Here is a 19,279-nt window from a genome sequence, read left to right as displayed (position 1 = left end):
TTTTAGAATTTGGTCCTTGCTCATTACGAGTAGTGCTATAATTTCATTGAAGGAAGTCTTTATACATAATTATAAGCAGGAGAATATCATGCCAAAAAAAATCTTCAATCAGAAATTAATGAGATCGAATATAACCGCGTTGGTTTTAACGGCAGTATTGACGGCGGTCGTTGGTGAATTTAAAGTGATTCCTTTCAGCGGAGAGGTTTTTCGTTTTGGAATGGGGAGTATTGTATATTTTTTACTGTTTCTTATTCGACCACCAGCGTCTCCTATTTTAACGGGGTTCGTAACGGGTATAACAGTTGTTTGTTTTCGACTGCTTATGGATATGAGGCTTGAAGCGTTTAATATATTTGCAAGTTTGAACAATCATTTGCCTACTTTTTTGTTTTACTTTTTGTTTGCCCTTGGGGTAAGTATCATCAATATAGAGAAGTATAAAACGTTCCCGTTACTATTAGGGGCTTGTGCTGCGCTATTCGATTTTGTTGGCAACAGCGCCGAGTTCCTTATGCGTGACTTGCTGTTACATCGTGGGGGCTTAAATGTAAAAGACTTGGCATTGGTTAGCGGGGTCGCATTATTCCGCAGTTACTTTGTTGTGGGTTTATACAGCTCCATTACGATATCTGAACAAAAGAAGCGCATGCAAGAAATGCTCGGCGTTGGTTCAGAATTGTATGCAGAAACACTTTACTTGCAAAAGTCGATGAATCATATTGAACAAATTACGGCGTCAAGCCATGATTTATATCGGAAGTTAAAAAAGGAAAACCTTCTGACGTTGAGTGTACAAGCGTTAGCCATAGCACAAGAAATCCATGAAGTAAAGAAGGATTCACAGCGTATTTTGTCGGGACTATCCAAAATCACGAATGTAAAACGGCATGATGCATTCTTACTTTCTGAGTTACTGGGCTTCGTTGTGACGGCGAATGAAAAATATAGTGAGCTGTTAAATAAGACGATTACTTTACGATTGTCGGCAACCGTCGATTTTGAAACGGACCAACATATCCCCCTGCTTGCATTGTTGAATAATCTTACCGCCAACGCTGTTGAATCCATTGCGGATACAGGGGAGATTGATTTTGAGTTGTATGAGGACGAGGAGCGCATCTGTATCAAGATAAAGGATAGCGGCAAAGGCATTGCGAAAGAGGACGTCCCAATCATTTTTGAACCAGGTTATACGACGAAATTTAACGACCGTGGCGTTGCTGCAACGGGAATTGGCCTATCTCATGTACAGGAGATCCTTCAGACGTTGGAAGGTCGAATTCAAATCGAAACGCTGGGAAAAGGAACGATTTTTTATGTTTGGATTCCGATTCATACCATTCGAAAGAGAGTTGAATAATGCTGCGCTATTATATAATTGATGATGATATGGCAAGTCGAAGAATGCTGGAGAAAGTCATAGTAGAAGGCGATCTCGGTATGGTAATCGGTGATGCCGAAAGTGGTGTGAAGGCAATTTCACCCGTCCTTTCATTGCAACCTGATATTGTTTTGGTCGATTTGTTAATGCCTGGATTGGATGGGATTGAAACGATGGAGCAATTGAAGAATCAAGGTTTCCAAGGGCAATTCATCATGATTTCTCAAGTTGTCAATAAAGAAATGGTCGGAGAAGCGTATGAAAAAGGAGTAGAATATTTCATACATAAGCCAATAAATCGTGTGGAAGTGCAGAGTATTTTAAGAAAGACCGCGGAGAAATCACGTTTAAAAGATTCGTTGATTGCAATCCGGGAGTCGTTGGCACATATTGGGCCGGCTGTTAAAACGATAAAGCAGCGAAATGTGAAAGAAATTGTTTCATCCATATTGAACGACATGGGGATTATCGGGGAAGTGGGTAGTGGTGATATTGTCACGATGATTGAAATTCTAATGAGTCAGCAGGGGCGGGGTAGCCAATTACCGCCGTTAAAAGAGCTATATGAAGCGGTTGCAGGCAAGATGAGTAATGTGGACATCAACAAAGAAAGTAAAGCGATTGAGCAACGGATTCGCAGAACGATTCTTGTGGCTATCAATCATTTGGCTTCGTTGGGAGCGGTGGATTACACGACTCGAGAGTTTGAGTATTATGCACCTCGTTATTTTGACTTTCAAGAAATACGTAATCGAATGAAACAGATTCAAGAAGACAGTCATGAGCCAATGAAAGTGAAAATTAATTGTAAGAAATTTATTCAAGTTTTATACCTTGAAACCGGTGATAAGTTTGGTCAGACTTGAGTACGACTACCTAACTTTAAGAAAATACTGAATTAAAAAATGTAGGATTTCGTCGGATTTGATAAGTTGACCCTATTATTATCTCTAAACCTAATCCTGAACTATGGAAGCGGTTTCATTTTGGAGAAGGGGTGAATGATTGATGAAGAAAAAATTTAAATTTACTTTAGCCTATCAAATTCTTGCGGGATTAATTTTAGGGATTGCTGTGGGTGGCATTTTTTACGGGAATCCGGCTGTGGAAACCTATTTGCAACCACTTGGTACAATCTTCATTAGCATGATTAAAATGATTGTGGTTCCAATTATCGTTTCTACATTAATTATTGGCGTTGCTGGGACTGGGGATATCAAGAAATTAGGTAAACTTGGCGGGAAAACATTGATCTATTTTGAAGTTGTTACGACGATTGCGATACTTGTCGGTTTGTTGGCTGCTAACCTATTCCAGCCAGGTATGGGCATCGACATGTCTGCGCTTACGAAAACGGATATATCCAAGCATGTTGAAACGACTGAAGCCATGGCGGATAACGGCCTCATTGACATCATTGTCAATATTGTTCCGACGAATATTATTCAGTCCTTGGGTGAGGGGAATATGTTGTCGATTATTTTCTTCTCCGTTTTGTTTGGTTTAGGGGTTGCTGCGATTGGTGATAGAGGAAAACCCGTGCTGGCATTTTTCCAAGGAACTGCGGATGCCATGTTCTGGGTTACGAACTTGGTTATGAAATTCGCACCGATTGGGGTATTTGGGTTAATCGGTGTAACGGTTTCGAAATTTGGATTGCAATCATTGATCCCACTTGGAAAACTGGCGCTACTTGTCTATGTAACGATGATTTTCTTTATTATTGTTGTCTTGGGCATCATTGCAAAAATGGTTGGTACGAGTATTTTCCGCCTTATGAAAGTGCTGAAAGATGAACTGCTTTTGGCGTTTACCACAGCAAGTTCGGAAACGGTGTTGCCTAGAATTATGGAGAAAATGGAGAAGTTCGGTTGTCCGAAAGATATCGTCTCCTTTGTTATTCCGACGGGGTATTCATTTAACCTGGATGGATCAACGTTGTATCAGGCGTTGGCGGCGATGTTCATCGCTCAGATGTATGGGATTGAATTGAGTATTTCGGAACAAATTACGTTAGTGCTGGTCTTAATGGTAACGTCAAAAGGCATGGCAGGGGTGCCGGGGGCTTCGTTCGTTGTTTTACTAGCGACTTTGGGGACTGTTGGTATACCACTGGAAGGCTTGGCGTTTATTGCAGGGATCGATCGGATTCTAGATATGGCACGTACGGCTGTCAATGTTGTTGGTAACGCGCTGGCGACTGTCGTATTGTCGAAGTGGGAAGGTCGGTTTGACCCTGAGAAAGAGGATACGTACTTCGCGGCTACTGAAAAATTGGCGTAAGGTCAAATTTAGCGTATAAGAAAGATGAAAAGCAGGCAGTTTCTCGAACCTTTTTGGTTTAGGGAAACTGCCTTTTGGTTGGGAATGTTAACGCATTGTAAGATTAGTTAGTATGACACCTGCGATAATAACGAGTACTCCGAAAAGACTGAGCCACATGGATTTGTCGGGATTATTCGGTCTGCTGTCTGCTTTGTTCATATACTGCGCCTTCCTTCTCTTTATGTCCTCACCTATACTCTTCCCGACCTTTGAATAGAATAAACTAATTAGCAGAAGTAGACCAATCATTCCCACGTATTTACATCAACTATGTTACACTTAACTCAAAGCTGAATATTACAACAACCACTAGGGGAGCCTTTTTTAGGCTGAGACGTGCATGAATGCGCGGACCCTTGGAACCTGATCCGGATTATACCGGCGTAGGAAAGTGGGTACGCCTTTTACGAACAGCTAAATGGCTAGCCGCTTTCTTACGCCACCGGAAAGCGGCTTTTTAGTATAAATAAAAGGGTGGCGAATCAGTTGGTACATGTGGCATTGACAATTGCGGGGTCGGATAGTGGCGGCGGGGCAGGTATACAGGCGGACTTGAAGACATTTCAGGAACTAGGCGTGTTTGGTACATCGGCACTGACGGCGGTAACAGCTCAAAATACATGTGGGGTGTCGGCGATACAACCGATTGACGCTGCTGTTGTTACGGCGCAAATTCGGGCAGTTATGGAAGACTTCGACATAAAAGCGATAAAGACAGGTATGTTATTTTCGGCGGAGATTATCCATGCGGTGGCAGATGCATTTCATTGGCGTGGCATTCCGCTCGTCATTGATCCGGTAATGATTGCGAAGGGCGGTGCTTCATTGTTAAAAGATGAAGCGGTTGAGGCGTTGAAGACGGTTCTTCTACCACATGCAGCTATTGTGACTCCTAATATTCCGGAGGCAGAAGTACTTGCTGGAATGGTGATAAAGTCGGAAATAGACATAGAACAAGCAGCGAAGCATATAATAGCCCTGGGCGCGAGGGCGGTTCTCATAAAAGGGGGCCATCGAAAAGAAGCATCTTTTGCGGAAGATTTGTTCATGGGGGCCGACGGGGAACGGTTTTTGGTTCGTGCACCGTGGATTGATACGAAAGACACGCATGGAACGGGGTGCACGTATTCAGCGGCACTGACAGCGTTTTTGGCAAATGGCGAAACTGCAGCAAATGCAGTTGTATCTGCAAAATGTTTCATCCACGCAGCAATTGAAGATGGACTTAAAATTGGTGGCGGTCATGGTCCGACGAATCATTGGGCATATGGACGCCGCGGCAACAAGACAATGGAAGGGGTTGTAGTTTATGGATAAGCAAACAGTTAACTTATATTTCATCATGGGTACAGTGAATTTGGCGGGACGCGATCCGTTGCATGTCTTAGAAGAGGCGCTAAAGGGCGGCGTAACGAGCTTTCAATTACGTGAAAAAGGTCCCGGCGCGTTAACGGGTGAAGAATTGAAGGCTTTCGCACTTGCGTGTCAGCAATTATGTGAACAATATAGTGTGCCCTTCATCGTCAATGATGATATAGACCTTGCGATTGAAATAGCCGCGGATGGTATTCATATCGGGCAGGAAGACGGATATATTTCAGTAGTGCGTGATAAGGTCGGCCCAGATATGCTGATTGGTGTTTCGACGCATAGTGTAACGGAAGCGATTGCAGCAGCTGATGCCGGGGCAGATTATATCGGTCTTGGTCCAGTTTACGAGACACAGACAAAAACGGATACGCAACCTGTTATTGGTATCGAAACAATTAGGGAGGTGGCATCGTTGCTACCTGGATTACCAATTGTTGCGATTGGCGGGATTTCAGAACGCAGAGCCGGAGCTGTTATTAAAGCGGGTGCTTCAGGGGTAGCGGTTATTTCCGCGATTTCCGGTGAAGAAGATGCTGGAGAAGCAGCAAGCCGTTTAAAAGGCGCAGTCCTACTTTCGTTGACAGGTATCGAAATGTAATGTTTAACCATTCGCGAAATACACCACACTTACGAGTAAGGGGCGTGGTGTGCGGATGAAAAAGAAACTGTTTGAAATACAAACCGTTTTGCATAAGGCGGATTTGATTTATTTCACATGGAATGATGTCGGAGGAACTTACTGCGTCTATAAAGACGGACATCATTTGTATGAAGGAACGGTCTCCGAATTTAGTGATGGTGATTTCAAGCATGCGAAACTATATAATTACGTAATCGAACGTGTGGAAGCTGGCGTCGTTGTTGATATTATTGTCATGCAGACGTCAGCATTTGCTGAACAGAAAAACAAGGAAAACCCGCTTCAGTCGCTCGTCATGACAACGATTGTCGCCAAGACGCAAATTGCGTTGTCCTGGGAGGAAATGAAGGATGTCGCTGAGTATGACGTATACCGAAATGGGACGTACATGACAACTGTGGCCAACAATCGCTACATTGACAGGGATTTTTCATTGGATGAAATCTATACGTATACCATTGAATCGAAGCGTCCGCTTGTGAAGTCGGAAGAACGATTTAACGTATTTCAGTCGATTGTCTCCACTGTATTTGGGATGTTGAACCCGGTTTCATCGAAGGTAGAAGCTACGATTGAATGGTTTTCGGTGACCAAAGTCATTGCCAAGCCGGTAGAGTTACTAATTCCTGTTCAAGACAGAGTGCGCCGCCCAAATGTAGACAGATGGGGATTCCGCTACATGACGTTTTTAAAGGATGACTGGGTGTTGAATCCAAATCTATTGTCGCGAAATCGTTATTTTAAAGGGGATGACAGGGGATTTGATGTAAATGGGGCGGCTTATCGCACGCGGGTGGCCGTCGAACTGGCGTATGATCTTGAACGTTCTCCGTTGACGTTTACGCGGGATGTTGGACCGTCGATTGCCTATGATGCTTTCAAGCGCTTTAGGAAACAAGCGACTGCTTCACCCGACGGGATTATGTTGAAACGGACGAATCACGGGGAAGACGAAGCGGGATTTTGTCTCTTACATGCTGTTGGAAATCCCCTTTCAACGGCACCTGACATTAACTATGAAGTACGTGCAGTTATGCGGCGTGACGGAACTTTTGATATGACGGGCTACCACGATCAGGCGCCCCATCATGAGATTTACTTGATGCGCGGCGCAGGGGATGACTGGAAGCCAATCCACCAGGCGGAAAGTAAGGGGCTTGCATGGATGTCGGAAGTAATTGCATGGCAATACTGGCGAATATCAAATTTTGAATAGTAAACGATGAACCCTTCCAGTGTCATGAATGGAAGGGTTTTTGAATATCTGAAAAGGGAATGTCTAAGTCAGTATTAAATGCATATTCAAGCCAACTTATTGACAATGAAAACATCACTTGTTATGATTACCTTGAATTCAAGATAAATAACCTTCTACTAAAATATAAGGAGAGAATCGATATGAAGAAAAAATCAATGGGTATTCATCATATAACTGCAATCGTCGGACATCCGCAAGAAAACGTCGACTTTTACGGGGGGGTTCTTGGGTTACGTCTTGTAAAGAAAACCGTCAACTTCGATGATCCGGGCACGCACCACCTTTACTTTGGTGATGGAAACGGTGCACCGGGTACGATCATTACATTTTTCACATGGCCTAATGCTCGCCAAGGAACAATTGGGGATGGTCAAGTCGGTGTTACGTCGTACGCAGTGCCAGTTGGGGCAATGACTTTCTGGGAAAATCGTCTTGAGAAATTTAAGATTGCGTTTAGCAAATCAAACCGTTTTGGCGAAACATATGTATCATTTGATGATCCACACGGTTTAAAAATTGAGATTGTCGAGCGAGAAGATGGGGTAAAGAATGAATGGACGGTTGGTGAAGTAACTGCGGATGTCGCCATAAAAGGGTTCGGCGGCGCAACGCTATTATCTGCTCAACCTGAAAAAACAGCTCATCTTCTTGAACAGGTTATGGGGCTTGAAAAAGTCGGTGAAGAAGGCGAATACATTCGTTTTCGCTCAACAGCAGACATCGGCAATGTCATCGATGTGAAAACGACATCATCAGGTCGTGCACAAATGGGTGTCGGTACAGTTCACCATATCGCTTGGCGTGCTGAAGATGATGCGGATCAACTGGACTGGAAATCACTTGTTGAAGAGAACGGTTACGGTGTGACGCCGGTGAAAGACAGAAACTATTTCAATGCGATTTACTTCCGAGAACATGGGAATATTTTGTTTGAAATCGCAACTGACGCACCAGGATTTGCACATGATGAGTCAGTGGAAACGATGGGTGAAAACCTCATGCTTCCAGCGCAATATGAAAAAAATCGCGAACAGTTGGAATCATCTTTGATCCCTTTTGTAGTGCGCGAAATTGATTAAATAAGGAGAAATTGAGCTATGAAACATATCTATAAACCAGGTAAAGATGATTCGAAACCGGTGTTGCTTTTGCTTCATGGTACAGGAGGCACTGAACAAGATTTACTGGGACTTGCTGACTTAATTGACCCGGATGCTGGTGTACTAAGTGTTCGAGGAAATGTCCTTGAAAACGGCATGCCGCGTTTCTTCCGTAGATTGGCAGAAGGTATATTTGATGAAGAGGATTTAATCTTCCGTACGAAGGAATTAAATTCGTTTCTTGATGAAGCTGCTAAAGAAAATGGCTTTGACAGGTTGAATGTCATTGCGGTTGGTTATTCTAATGGAGCGAACATCGCTGCAAGTTTGCTGTTCCATTATGCAGAGGCTTTGAAAGGCGCAATTCTTCATCACCCGATGGTTCCTCGACGTGGAATCGACTTGCCCGATTTAGCTGGCGTTCCAGTCTTTATCACCGCGGGGAAAAACGATCCGATATGTCCTGCGAAGGAGTCGGAAGATCTGGATGAATTGTTGGCAGGCGCGGGAGCGGTGACGGAAGTTCACTGGGAAATGAACGGTCATTCGTTGACGCGTACAGAAGTGGATGCGGCGGCAGAATGGTACAAAACAATTTTCGGGAAATGAAACAAGAAGTGGAGACAAAAAAATGAGTTTTTTAGACAGGTTATTCGGAAAGACAACTAGGACAACAATAGAGGAGACGGTAAAAATGACAAAAACAAAAACAGCAATCGTATACTACAGTTCAGGCGGTACAAACTACCAATTGGCACAATGGGCGGCTGAGGCAGCTGAAGCAGCAGGTTCTGAAGTAAGGTTAATGAAAGTGGCTGAAACGGCTCCGCAAGCTGTAATCGATTCATCTCCAGGCTGGAAAGCAAATGCCGAGGCAACGAAAGACGTTCCTGTTGCAACAGGAGAAGATCTTGAATGGGCAGACGCAATTATCTTTAGCGTACCAACACGTTTCGGTAATGTACCTGGGCAAATCCAAAGTTTCTTTGACACATTAGGTGGTTTTTGGTTCCAAGGAAAACTCGCTAATAAAGCAGTAAGTGCAATGTCATCTGCACAAAATCCGCATGGCGGTCAGGAAGCAACAATCCTGTCTCTTTACACAACAATGTACCACTGGGGAGCAGTTGTTGCGGCGCCTGGTTACACAGATGCAGTTACATTTGCAGCAGGCGGTAACCCGTATGGCACAAGTGTAACAGTCGGACAAGATGGAAAAATAGCTGACGACGAAGCGACAATTAAAGCCGCAGTTGCTCATCAAGCTGGACGTACAGTAAAAGTTGGAGCAGCATTGAAAAGTATGAACGCATAATCTTGAGTGAAGCCGACCTGTGATGGGTCGGCTTTTTCGTGTTTAGAAATGGGTTGATCTATATTTGGAAAATGACCGAACATATAAGTTGTAAACTAATCATAAACCTTTGCAAATAACTTATTTAACTTTCTTCGACCGCGGCCAGATGAAGTACGAAATAGAAATGATAAAGTCAATCCCGAGAACGAGTGCCCATACTCTCAAGGTGGCGGATAGTACTTCTGTTCTTGCTGGATCCCCGATGAAATAAATCATTGCGACAAGGAAAACGCCACCGATTATATAAGCAAGCAGATGTTGCAATGTACCTTTCATCGAGTGGCGAGCGTGTTCGTATCCAGCCTTACGTACAGGTTTTGTCCCCGTTTTTTGAAAGTAGAATCGAAACCGTTCATCAGCCCAATGGATCATGCTTTTGCCGAACGCGATGGAAGAACCGAGATAGATAGCCGCAATGGCGTGTACTTGCGTTGCCGTTGCCCCGTTGTATAGGTCGGTTGCTGTGACGATGAGTAGTATTAAATCGATAACCGGCGTCAAAGCAAGAAAGAAAAAACCGAGCTTTTCTCGTTTGAAAATATAGCGGGTGATAAGACCGAGAGCAATGACGACCCAGAAACCAATTTCGCAGGCAACAATCGTCCAAGCAATGAAATTCATAGGAACACCTCTTTTCATCGAGTTGTAATTAAGTAGGTTTATCATAGCACACTGATTATATGGTTAACGGTTGCTGATTTATCACCGAAAAGGTGCAGGTTATCACTGCCACACAAAAAAACGGAAAAGCTGATTCAGCTTTTCCGTTCCTTCAATCAATCACTTATTCAAATAAGCCCACGCATACTGTGCGTACAGTTCTGCACCAGTGACCAGCGCGTCTTCGTCGATATCGAAGTTGCCGTGGTGATGTGACCACTCCGTATCTTTCTCCGGATTTCCACTACCAACAAGTGCAAAACTGCCGGGTGCTTTGTCGAGGAAGAACGAGAAATCTTCGGCGCCCATCGTTGGTTTTTCATCATATACAACATTTGGACCGAATGCTTCAGCTGCAACTTGCTGAACGAGGTTCGCACTCTCTTCGTCGTTGACAACGGGCTGTGTACCACGGATATACTCAACTTCCGCAGTCGCACCGTACATGTCAGCAACGCTTTTGGCGTATTGTGAAATGCTTTTTTCGATATGATTGCGCGTGTCTTGATTGAACGTACGAACCGTACCTTCGATTAACGCATTCTCGGCTATAATGTTGAAACGCGTGCCAACTTCCATTTTACCGACAGTCAGTACAGCTGGGTTTTGCGGATCAATTGTCCGTGAAACGACAGTCTGGATATTCATGACGAACGAAGAAGCAACGAGTGCTGCGTCGATACAGTCCTGAGGAATGGCACCATGTCCGCCTTTACCTGTGAAGTGGACTTTGAAAATGTCAGCTGCAGCGAATGATGGTCCTGGTGTACAAGAAACTTTATGCGTCGGCATTTGCGACCAGATGTGGATGCCGAAAACATTGTCAACGCCGTCCATTGCGCCTTGGTCGACCATCGCTTTTGCACCTTGCGCAATTTCTTCAGCAGGTTGGAAGAGAAGGCGTACGTTACCCGGCAGTTCATCTTTCACATCGGACAATGCTTTTGCAGCGATTAGCAACATCGAGGTGTGTGCATCATGGCCGCATGCATGCATTTTTCCGTCAATCTTAGAAGCATAGGGTACATGCGTATTTAATTGTTCAACAGAGAGTGCATCCATATCGCCGCGCAGTGCGACTGTTTTGCTGCCCGATGCTCCTTTAATTTCAGCGATGACGCCAGTAGGTTCCGTCTTGCGGTAGGGAATACCGAGTTCATCCAAATAAGAGCAAATGAACGCAGTTGTTTTTACTTCTTCAAAAGACAGTTCTGGTTCGCTATGCAATTTGCGTCGCAGTGCAGTCAGTTCGTCGCTATAGTTTGTGATGGCTTCTTTTATTTTTTGATTTATCATGCCGTTTTAGCCTCCGTTAATCGCTTTGCCACTTCATAGATAATAGTCGTTCCGTCTGCAAGGTGACCTGGATCTGACCATTCTTCGGGACAATGACTTAGCCCGTCTTTGCTTGGGATGAACACCATTCCGCAAGCCGTGAAATCTGAAAATACCATCGCATCATGGCCTGCTCCGCTATTAATCGAACAATAAGGAATTTCAAGATGGTCACTCGCTTCTTTCAGTAAAGAGTGAATGTCGCTATCGAGTTCTTTCGGCTCAATGTAGAGTTGCTGTTCAATTGATGTGCGAATGCCATTGCCGTCTTGTTGCGCGATCAGTTCTTTCACTTTGTGTACCGCATTCAGTACATGCGCTTCTTTACCTGAACGAATATCTACGCTGAAGACAACTTTGTCTGGGATAACATTTGCTCCGTTCGGAAAGACGTTTAACCGGCCCGTTGTGATGACGGTACCTTCGCCTTCACCGCTTGCAATACCTGGGAAGGCCGCAATGATGTGCGCCGCTGAAACGAGTGCATCGGAGCGCCTAGCCATTGGTGTTGTACCCGCATGTCCAGCCTGGCCTTGTACAGTCACTTCCAATTGTGTCAGCCCAACAATTGCTTCAACGACACCAATTTGAATGTTTGTTTCCTCAAGAATCGGGCCTTGTTCAATGTGCAACTCAAGGAAGGCTTTAATCGTTTTTGGATCTCGTTTTTTCTCGTTTGCCGGATTGACCCAGATATCCGCCATCGCATCTACTGCTAAAATACCATCTTTATCGGCAAGCGTTTTGAAATCTTCTGCTGTCAATAAACCCATCATCCCACGTGAGCCCATTAGACCACCGCCAAAACGTGAGCCTTCTTCTTCAACGAGTGCAATGATTTCAAGTGGGTAGGTTGGCATAAGATTGTTCTCTTTGAACAATGCAGCAACTTCTAATCCAACAACAACACCTGCAGTGCCGTCATATGCTCCGCCATTTGGAACAGAGTCAAAGTGGGAACCAACGATGACGGAAGGGGCGTCAGGTAACGTACCTTCAAGTTTGCCGAATATATTACCAAACCCATCTTCCGTTACTGTTAGACCGTACTCCGTCATTGCTTCTTTAATGTAATTGCGTGCTTGTAAGTCTTCTTGACTATACGTAAGTCGCGTCACACCAGCACCAGGCGTAGCTGTAAATCGACTCAACAATTCAATATGTTGTTCAATCCGTTGTTGATTGGCTGTCATGTCTATTCCTCCTCGTTTGACTAGCTTCTAAATTAGCCTATTACAGGAATCCGACGAAGAGGCCTGCAAGGATAACCGAAACCATCGTGACGCTTATAAATCCACCGACGAGCATTGGGGGTAACATATGACTTGTCAAAGCTTCCCTTTCTTTCTCATCTTCCGTTAATGAATTGATGACTTCATTGGTAATAATGTAGTCTGCTGGGAAGCCGTATAACGCAGTTAACGAAACGGCAAACGCCATTTCTTTACTCACTTTTAGCACTTTCCCCATAAACAAGGAGAAGATATACATGCCGACGACGCCCAATACGATACAGCCGACTAGTGGATACAGAATTTCCATCATCATGGAAGGCGTCGCTTTTTTCAAACCGTCAAAAATGAACAGCATTAGTGCCATCATTGCTAATCCAAAGCCATTTGCTTTTTGCAGTACGTGACGTTCCAAAAAACCGATACTTGTTGCGATAATACCGAACAATAAGCAAAGCACATAAGGACTGACTGTCACGATAGGTGCCAGCAATGTAGAAACGAGATACGCAAGGAAGCCAACAAATGCAAGGCGGAAAAATTTGAAGTAATCTGTATTGAATTTATCAGGCATGTTCTTAAATAGCTTAAGTTCATGTCGTTCTGAAATGGAAGCTTGAGTACCGGTCTTTTGTTCCTTCAGTTCACCTTTGCGATACTTTTCAAGAAGCATTTTTCCTTCTTTTTTAAGAACAACTGACGTAAGGGGATAACCCGCGAAGCCTTGCATCACGTAAATGACAATCGCGAATACAGCCAATGTTGCGAGTCCGGCGTTAGCAGCGCCTTCTGACATGATCAACGCAGATACAACACCGCCGACAAGAGGTGGAATTGCAACGATGATTGTTTCAATACCAAATAGCAGTGTACCGATTCCGAATAAAGCAACGACAATTCCTAGAATTCCAGCAAGGGAAATTAAAATGGTTTTCCATTGTTCTTTCAGTTGTTGAAGGGATAGCAATGTACCCATATTGGTAATGAGTAAATAAATCATCATTGACGCGACAGTAGGTGGTACGCCGGCAAGTGAAACAATATCTTGCGGGAAAAACGTCCAATAGCCTAGCAAGAAAAGGACGGCGCAGACGAAAACGGATGGAATCCACGCTTTCGTCCGAACGGAGACGACATCTCCGATATATAAAATAGCTACTAAGATTACTAAAGCTAACATTTGCGACATAGTATTCATCCCCTTCAGATAATATAGAATTTTTACTATAGTATCATAAAATTTTGTCGAATAATAGTGAATTTTACACATTGTATATAATATATCGCAATGAAATTGAGTGAAAGCGCTTACTAGTAAACTGTTGGCAATCCATTATATAAGTTGAACGAATAAAAAACTCCCTACAATGCAGTATCTATCATTCTGCATTGTAGGGAGTTCAGTTTACTGGATAAGTAACTTATTTTGTTAGTAACGAATTCTCGATTTTATAATTCAGCTTTACTTCATCTAACCAATTTACGTACTCTGCTTGTACACCTTCTTCTAGTAATAGTCCTTTTATTTCTCCCTTAAGCTCACTTAATACGGCTTCTTTTGCTGCTTTCTTGTCGGTTACATGAATAATATGATAACCGTGTTCTGTTTTTATAGGGTCGCTAATTGCATCAACTTTCATTGAAAATGCTGCTTCTTCAAATTCGGCTACCATTTTGCCGCGGGGGAAAAGGCCTAATTCTCCGCCATTTTCCGCACTCATTGTATCTGTTGAGAACTCTTTTGCAAGTGTAGCGAAATCCTCTCCGTCTGCAAGTTTCTTCGCCACCTTTTTCGCTGTGGCTTCGTCTTCCACTAAAATATGGCTGGCTGCGACTTGTTCTTCCTCGTTGAAGGACTCTTTGTTTTCTTCGAAGTACGCCTTAATGTCCTCATCAGTGATCTTGATACGTGGTTCAATTATTTTTCGAATAGATAAATAATCAACGATATTCTCTTTGAATTCTTTCTCTGTCATAGCATTTGTCTTGAGTGCAGCGTCAAAAGCTTCCTGTCCACCGGCGTTTTCGACGTATATTGCAAGTTCTGCATCTACTTCTTTATCAGAAACGGAGACTTTTTCTTTTTTTAACTCAAGTGCAACGACTTTATCATCAATCATTGCAGTAAGGGCTTCTTGCCCAGCTGATTGAACGAGAACTTCATATAATTCATCTTTCGTAATTTTTTCATCACCTATAGTTGCTACGGTTTCATCTGTTGATGCCTTTGAATCTTTTGAGCAACCAGTTGTGACAGTTAGTATAATTGCGAGTAGACTGACTGTTAACAACGGGAATAACCTTTTTTTACGCATTTTTTAATTCCTCCAATGTTTGTTATAACTTCATTCTACCGGAGAAATATGAACAAACTATTACCAAATTAAAAACAGCCGCTACGCGAGATGTGTAACGGTTGTTAAAAAGCAGTTAATTTTCGTTTTGTACAGGAAATGACAGCGTAAACTTTGTCCCTTTCCCTTTTTCACTTGTTACATCGATTGTGCCGTTATGCATCACGACCAAACTTTTTACAATGGACAAGCCAAGTCCGAATTCACCGTATGGATTCGTTGTTCTAGATACAATCGCTTTATAAAATCGACCCCAAATTTTCTCGACATCGTCAGGGTCAATGCCGATTCCTGTATCTTCAATTTCGATGATACAGTTCATATTGTTCATATAACCGCGAAGATAGATTGTACCGTCTTCGGTAAACTGGATACTGTTTTTCGTAATATTGATCAATATTTGGGTGAGTCTATCGTAATCTGCAAACACCATTACATCAGGATCCGCAGCTAAAAAGATCTTATTACTTCGTTCCGCCGCAACGCCATCCAGCTGATCTTTGATAATCTCTAATAATTCAACGAGCTGGATGTCCTGTTTAATGAGGGTGACTTGGTTAGATCGGATTTTTTCGTAATCCAGGTTTTCATTGACCAGACGGATAAGTCGCAACGTTTCATTGGTTGCGAGCTGCAGTCCTTTTTCTTTTTCGGATTCAGGAATCATATTATTTTTTAGGCCCTCAATCATGCCTCTAATCGTCGTAAGGGGTGTTCGCAATTCGTGTGACACATCTGCCATGAATTGGCGACGTCTGTTTTCGAGATTTTCAATTTCCTCCATTGAGGCGTCCAGCTTCTCAACCATTTCGTTAAAATCACCCGCAAGCTCGCTGATTTCATCAAAATCAGAAGAGGGGATACGTACGGAGTAATCACCTTGTGCAACGGCAGAAGTTGCTGCTTGAAGCCGTTTAATACGCCTAACGTGAAAAGTCGATAAAATCCAGCTCAGAAGAAGTGAAATAGCCAGTGCGATAAACGTTGTAATCAGCAAATAGGTATTCATTTGCGAAATTGCCTCACGTGAGCCCTTTATGGGGGAAGTCAAAAGTATGCCGCCGCCAAATCGATTATTTTGTACATAGGGAAGAAGAACAAATGTGACGGCTTCGTTGAATCGTTTGAAATCCTGCTTCACAGTTACAGTTTCACCATTTTTAATATCGTGCCATTCTTCTTCACTTAAACTAATGAGTGGTGTTTTTATGCCAGTCGAATAAATGATGGCCGAATTTTCGTTGAATAAACTATATTGAATATCTCGCCCATTTAGGACTTGTCCGTAAGACTTTAAAATCTGGTCCGAACTTCGTTGGTCTTGTTGAATGTCGCGTAAAATAGTTTGTCCATATGTCGCGAGTTCTTCCGTTTTATTAGCATAGACAAACTGCTCAATATAGTGGGAAAATAGCAAGCTCAATAATAAAAAAGCGATGACGATTACGCTGAAGTGACTGACAAGTTGCTGGTATAAGTATTTTACTTTCACTTTAAGTCACCTAAGGTTTCGTCGAATCGGTAACCAACGCCCCAAACGGTATGGAAAAAAGGCCGCTCATCCGTCGAGACTTTCGTGCGAAGCCGTTTGATGTGCACGTCGACAGTTCGATCATCACCGTAAAAGTCATAGCCCCACACATTATCCAGCAATTGTTCACGTGAGAAAACTTGTTTCGGATGTTGGACAAAATGGTAGAGCAGATCGAATTCTTTCGGCGTTAGGTTTTGTACCGGGACTCCGTCGAGTAATACATCACGTGTGTTTACGTTGATTTTAAAATGGGCTGTTTCGACGATACCATCCTGCGACGGTTTGTCTTTCAGTGTTGAATACCTGCGTGTCACCGCTTTAATGCGGGCCATAAGTGCCAGTGGACTAAATGGTTTTGTGACATAATCATCTGCACCCATTTCAAGTCCGAGCACCTGGTCTGATTCACCGTCTTTTGCGGTTAACATAATAATCGGCGTCGCAATGTTTGCCGCCCGCAGTTTATGGCAAATCGAAATACCGTCCATGCCAGGCAACATCCAGTCAATAATGATGCAATCCCAGCCGCCCTGCTTCGCCAGTTCATAACCTTCCAAACCATTTTTTATGAATGAGCCATCGATTTCTTCTTTCAAAAAAAATAATTCAATCATGGAAGAGACACTCTCATTATCTTCAATTACTAAAATTCTCACTAAAACACGCCTCCTGTTGCACTGCCATTCCTTTCAAGTTAAATCGAAAACAAGAAATTAGCAACTACAAACACCCCTCCTATGTTAATAAGGAGAGGTGCCTGCACGAATATATTAATTTGCCGTGGATACATTGCTCGTAAGTAAAACGTCAACCGTTTTTAACTCTGCGCCGCGATAAATCGTAAATGTTGCTTTGTCACCGACAGAAAGATTCGAATACAAGAACTTCCGTAGCTCTGTCGAGTTCTTCACTTCAGTGCCATTAATCGCAGTTATAATATCTTCTACATCGAGACCTGCTTTTCCTGCTGCGGATGCAGGATCAATATTTGTAATTACTACACCGGCTGTAACTTCATTCGGAAGACCTTGCAAGTAGGTCCGTGGCACCTGATCAAGATCCGCAAGTCCAATACCGATATATGGGCGTTCAACTTGTCCGTTTGCTGTCATTTCTTCAATAAGTGGAACCACTTCGTTACTCGGAATCGCAAAGCCAAGACCTTCAACACCACTTTCAGAAATCTTCAAGCTGTTAATGCCAATTACTTGTCCAGCCGCGTTGAGAAGTGCACCACCGCTGTTGCCGGGGTTAATGGCGGCGTCCGTTTGGATAACATTCATTTCCCATTCGCCTGCAGATGTCTTCACATTAATGGATCGATTGACTGCACTTACAATTCCTTGAGTCACTGTACCGGAGAAGTCGAGACCAAGTGGATTACCGATGGCGATAACATCGTCTCCTGCACGAAGTTTATCGGAGTCGCCAAATTCAAGGGAAGTGTCTGCATACTTCGCATCGATTGTTAGGACAGCGAGATCGCTTAGCGCATCTTTACCAACAAGTGTAGCTGTTGTTGTCTCTCCGCTTTCAAGTGAAACTTCAAGCTTTTCTGCACCTTCGATGACGTGGTTATTCGTCACGATAAACGCTTTGTCACCTTCTACTTTATAGATGACACCAGAACCTGACCCGCTCTTGGCACTCCCGGCTTGCTGTGAAAAAGGGTTATTTTCTTTTTGGTAATTAACAATCCCGACAATTGCGCCGGAAGACTGTTCGACCATATCGGAAAGTGACGGTGTATCTTTAGCGCTTGTTTGTTGTACATTATAGGGAACCGTATCCGTAGTGACTGGAACCGTTTCGGCGGAACCGCCTTGCAGTAAATCTGTATTGACTACGACTGCTAACGTTAATACCGAACCAATAACGCCTGCTCCTAATGTTGCTAAAAATCGTTTACCTGGTTTGTTTTTATTTTCTGTCTCCATGCTAATTCCTCCCGTTTCATCTGATACCCTTTATTTTAGTTGGAATATATGAACAAACTATTACCGAGAAGTTAATAATTGATGAAGAAGCCAATTAATGAACTAATAACACATGTGTTGATTAACCAAACCAGTAAATGACTGCTTACTTTTATGGTGAAACACTAGGCACTCTATGTACGGGAGCCTTTGTATTGCTTTGGACTGAACGGCTACTACAACATTACCGGAGTTTCTAACTGCTTAGTGATACGACTTTGTCGCATCACTAAGCAGTTTTTTCGTTAATCGTATGGTGACCTTTCGTCCGTCGCTCTCCAAAGTTATAGGTACATTAGGTGCTAAAACTTTTGGGGACGAATGAATAACCTCTTTCTATTCAGCAAGGAGCAGCCAAAGATGCAATTTTGGCTGCTGAATACTTCTTTATAGCATTTCCTTTTCGATTTTAAGACAGTGACACTTTCAATATGGCGTCACACTGTTACTTGTATGATCTTTGCTGAAATTAGTAAGGAAGGCTTTATTAAAAGGGATAGAGTGCCCGAAATTTCATCTTCGGGCACTTGCAACTTCTATAGAAAAGTAGCTATTATTTCATCATCCAAAGTAGTTGCACTTTTCACTTGAACATTGTAGGTATGTGACGGACAAATAGTTGCGACAGGATTACCGAAATTGATGTGGCTAGAAATGACGAAGTCATTTCTAGCCACATTTAACCCCCGGTAAAGCTGTCGTGACCACTTTGTTCAAAGCAAGCCGAAAACGTACAAGTGCAAATGGGTATTC

18 protein-coding genes and 1 riboswitch are annotated in these 19,279 nt (G+C 43.2%); of the genes, 9 read left to right on the top strand and 9 right to left on the bottom strand.

The features are described from left to right. Positions 1-88 precede the first annotated feature (88 nt). The 9 genes from I2483_RS04515 to wrbA all read left to right on the top strand — a co-directional run bounded on the left by I2483_RS04515 (position 89) and on the right by wrbA (position 9,393). Positions 89-1,363, top strand: coding sequence for an ATP-binding protein (locus I2483_RS04515; RefSeq protein WP_207174102.1), 1,275 nt, complete (start codon positions 89-91; stop codon positions 1,361-1,363). Positions 1,364-1,365: 2 nt separating this feature from the next. Continuing rightward, positions 1,366-2,250, top strand: a complete 885-nt coding sequence (locus I2483_RS04510; RefSeq protein ID WP_207174131.1) for a response regulator — start codon at positions 1,366-1,368, stop codon at positions 2,248-2,250. A 142-nt stretch (positions 2,251-2,392) separates the two neighbouring features. Beyond that, the gene (locus I2483_RS04505) at positions 2,393-3,667 is read left to right on the top strand and encodes a cation:dicarboxylate symporter family transporter (RefSeq protein ID WP_186671374.1); all 1,275 of its coding nucleotides are present in this window, start codon (positions 2,393-2,395) and stop codon (positions 3,665-3,667) included. 343 nt (positions 3,668-4,010) lie between these two features. Beyond that, positions 4,011-4,116: riboswitch (TPP riboswitch) on the top strand. A gap of 79 nt (positions 4,117-4,195) precedes the next feature. After that, positions 4,196-5,026 (top strand): bifunctional hydroxymethylpyrimidine kinase/phosphomethylpyrimidine kinase, encoded by an 831-nt coding sequence (gene thiD / locus I2483_RS04500; RefSeq protein WP_207174101.1) that lies wholly within the window; start codon positions 4,196-4,198, stop codon positions 5,024-5,026. Then, positions 5,019-5,678, top strand: coding sequence for a thiamine phosphate synthase (gene thiE / locus I2483_RS04495; RefSeq protein WP_207174100.1), 660 nt, complete (start codon positions 5,019-5,021; stop codon positions 5,676-5,678). The genes thiD and thiE overlap by 8 nt, the downstream gene beginning before the upstream one ends. Positions 5,679-5,733: 55 nt before the next feature. Beyond that, positions 5,734-6,936 carry a DUF3238 domain-containing protein gene (locus I2483_RS04490; RefSeq protein WP_207174099.1) on the top strand — a complete coding sequence of 401 codons (1,203 nt, stop codon included), beginning with the start codon at positions 5,734-5,736 and terminating at the stop codon, positions 6,934-6,936. Between the two features lie 182 nt (positions 6,937-7,118). After that, positions 7,119-8,057, top strand: coding sequence for a ring-cleaving dioxygenase (locus I2483_RS04485; RefSeq protein ID WP_207174098.1), 939 nt, complete (start codon positions 7,119-7,121; stop codon positions 8,055-8,057). A gap of 18 nt (positions 8,058-8,075) precedes the next feature. Then, a complete protein-coding gene (locus I2483_RS04480) occupies positions 8,076-8,687 on the top strand; it encodes an alpha/beta hydrolase (RefSeq protein ID WP_207174097.1) in 612 nt (203 codons plus the stop codon). Between the two features lie 22 nt (positions 8,688-8,709). Continuing rightward, entirely contained in the window at positions 8,710-9,393 is a 684-nt protein-coding gene (gene wrbA / locus I2483_RS04475) for an NAD(P)H:quinone oxidoreductase (RefSeq protein WP_207174096.1), read from the top strand. Between the two features lie 120 nt (positions 9,394-9,513). Here the strand turns inward: wrbA and I2483_RS04470 are convergent, their stop codons facing one another. From I2483_RS04470 to I2483_RS04430, 9 genes are all read right to left on the bottom strand, one after another. Then, on the bottom strand, positions 9,514-10,056 hold the full coding sequence (locus I2483_RS04470; protein ID WP_207174095.1) for a hypothetical protein: 543 nt from the start codon (positions 10,054-10,056) through the stop codon (positions 9,514-9,516). 159 nt (positions 10,057-10,215) lie between these two features. Next, positions 10,216-11,391: an amidohydrolase gene (locus I2483_RS04465; protein WP_207174094.1), complete on the bottom strand. Its 1,176-nt coding sequence runs from the start codon at positions 11,389-11,391 to the stop codon at positions 10,216-10,218. Then, entirely contained in the window at positions 11,388-12,623 is a 1,236-nt protein-coding gene (locus tag I2483_RS04460; protein ID WP_207174093.1) for a Zn-dependent hydrolase, read from the bottom strand. The genes I2483_RS04465 and I2483_RS04460 overlap by 4 nt, the downstream gene beginning before the upstream one ends. 40 nt (positions 12,624-12,663) lie before the next feature. Beyond that, on the bottom strand, positions 12,664-13,851 hold the full coding sequence (locus tag I2483_RS04455) for a hypothetical protein (RefSeq protein ID WP_207174092.1): 1,188 nt from the start codon (positions 13,849-13,851) through the stop codon (positions 12,664-12,666). Between the two features lie 232 nt (positions 13,852-14,083). Continuing rightward, the gene (locus I2483_RS04450; RefSeq protein WP_207174091.1) at positions 14,084-14,977 is read right to left on the bottom strand and encodes a peptidylprolyl isomerase; all 894 of its coding nucleotides are present in this window, start codon (positions 14,975-14,977) and stop codon (positions 14,084-14,086) included. A 115-nt stretch (positions 14,978-15,092) separates the two neighbouring features. Beyond that, positions 15,093-16,508, bottom strand: coding sequence for an ATP-binding protein (locus tag I2483_RS04445; RefSeq protein WP_207174090.1), 1,416 nt, complete (start codon positions 16,506-16,508; stop codon positions 15,093-15,095). Then, on the bottom strand, positions 16,505-17,206 hold the full coding sequence (locus tag I2483_RS04440) for a winged helix-turn-helix domain-containing protein (RefSeq protein WP_207174089.1): 702 nt from the start codon (positions 17,204-17,206) through the stop codon (positions 16,505-16,507). The genes I2483_RS04445 and I2483_RS04440 overlap by 4 nt, the downstream gene beginning before the upstream one ends. Before the next feature lie 114 nt (positions 17,207-17,320). Continuing rightward, positions 17,321-18,487: a S1C family serine protease gene (locus tag I2483_RS04435; RefSeq protein WP_207174088.1), complete on the bottom strand. Its 1,167-nt coding sequence runs from the start codon at positions 18,485-18,487 to the stop codon at positions 17,321-17,323. A gap of 575 nt (positions 18,488-19,062) precedes the next feature. Further along, positions 19,063-19,203 (bottom strand): hypothetical protein, encoded by a 141-nt coding sequence (locus tag I2483_RS04430; RefSeq protein ID WP_207174087.1) that lies wholly within the window; start codon positions 19,201-19,203, stop codon positions 19,063-19,065. Positions 19,204-19,279: the final 76 nt, after the last annotated feature.

Origin of the sequence: Sporosarcina sp. E16_3 (genome assembly GCF_017347125.1) — a bacterium.
Classification (GTDB): domain Bacteria; phylum Bacillota; class Bacilli; order Bacillales_A; family Planococcaceae; genus Sporosarcina.
The sequence above is the reverse complement of the archived record's forward strand: the minus strand, read 5'-3'. Positions and strand labels throughout refer to the sequence as shown.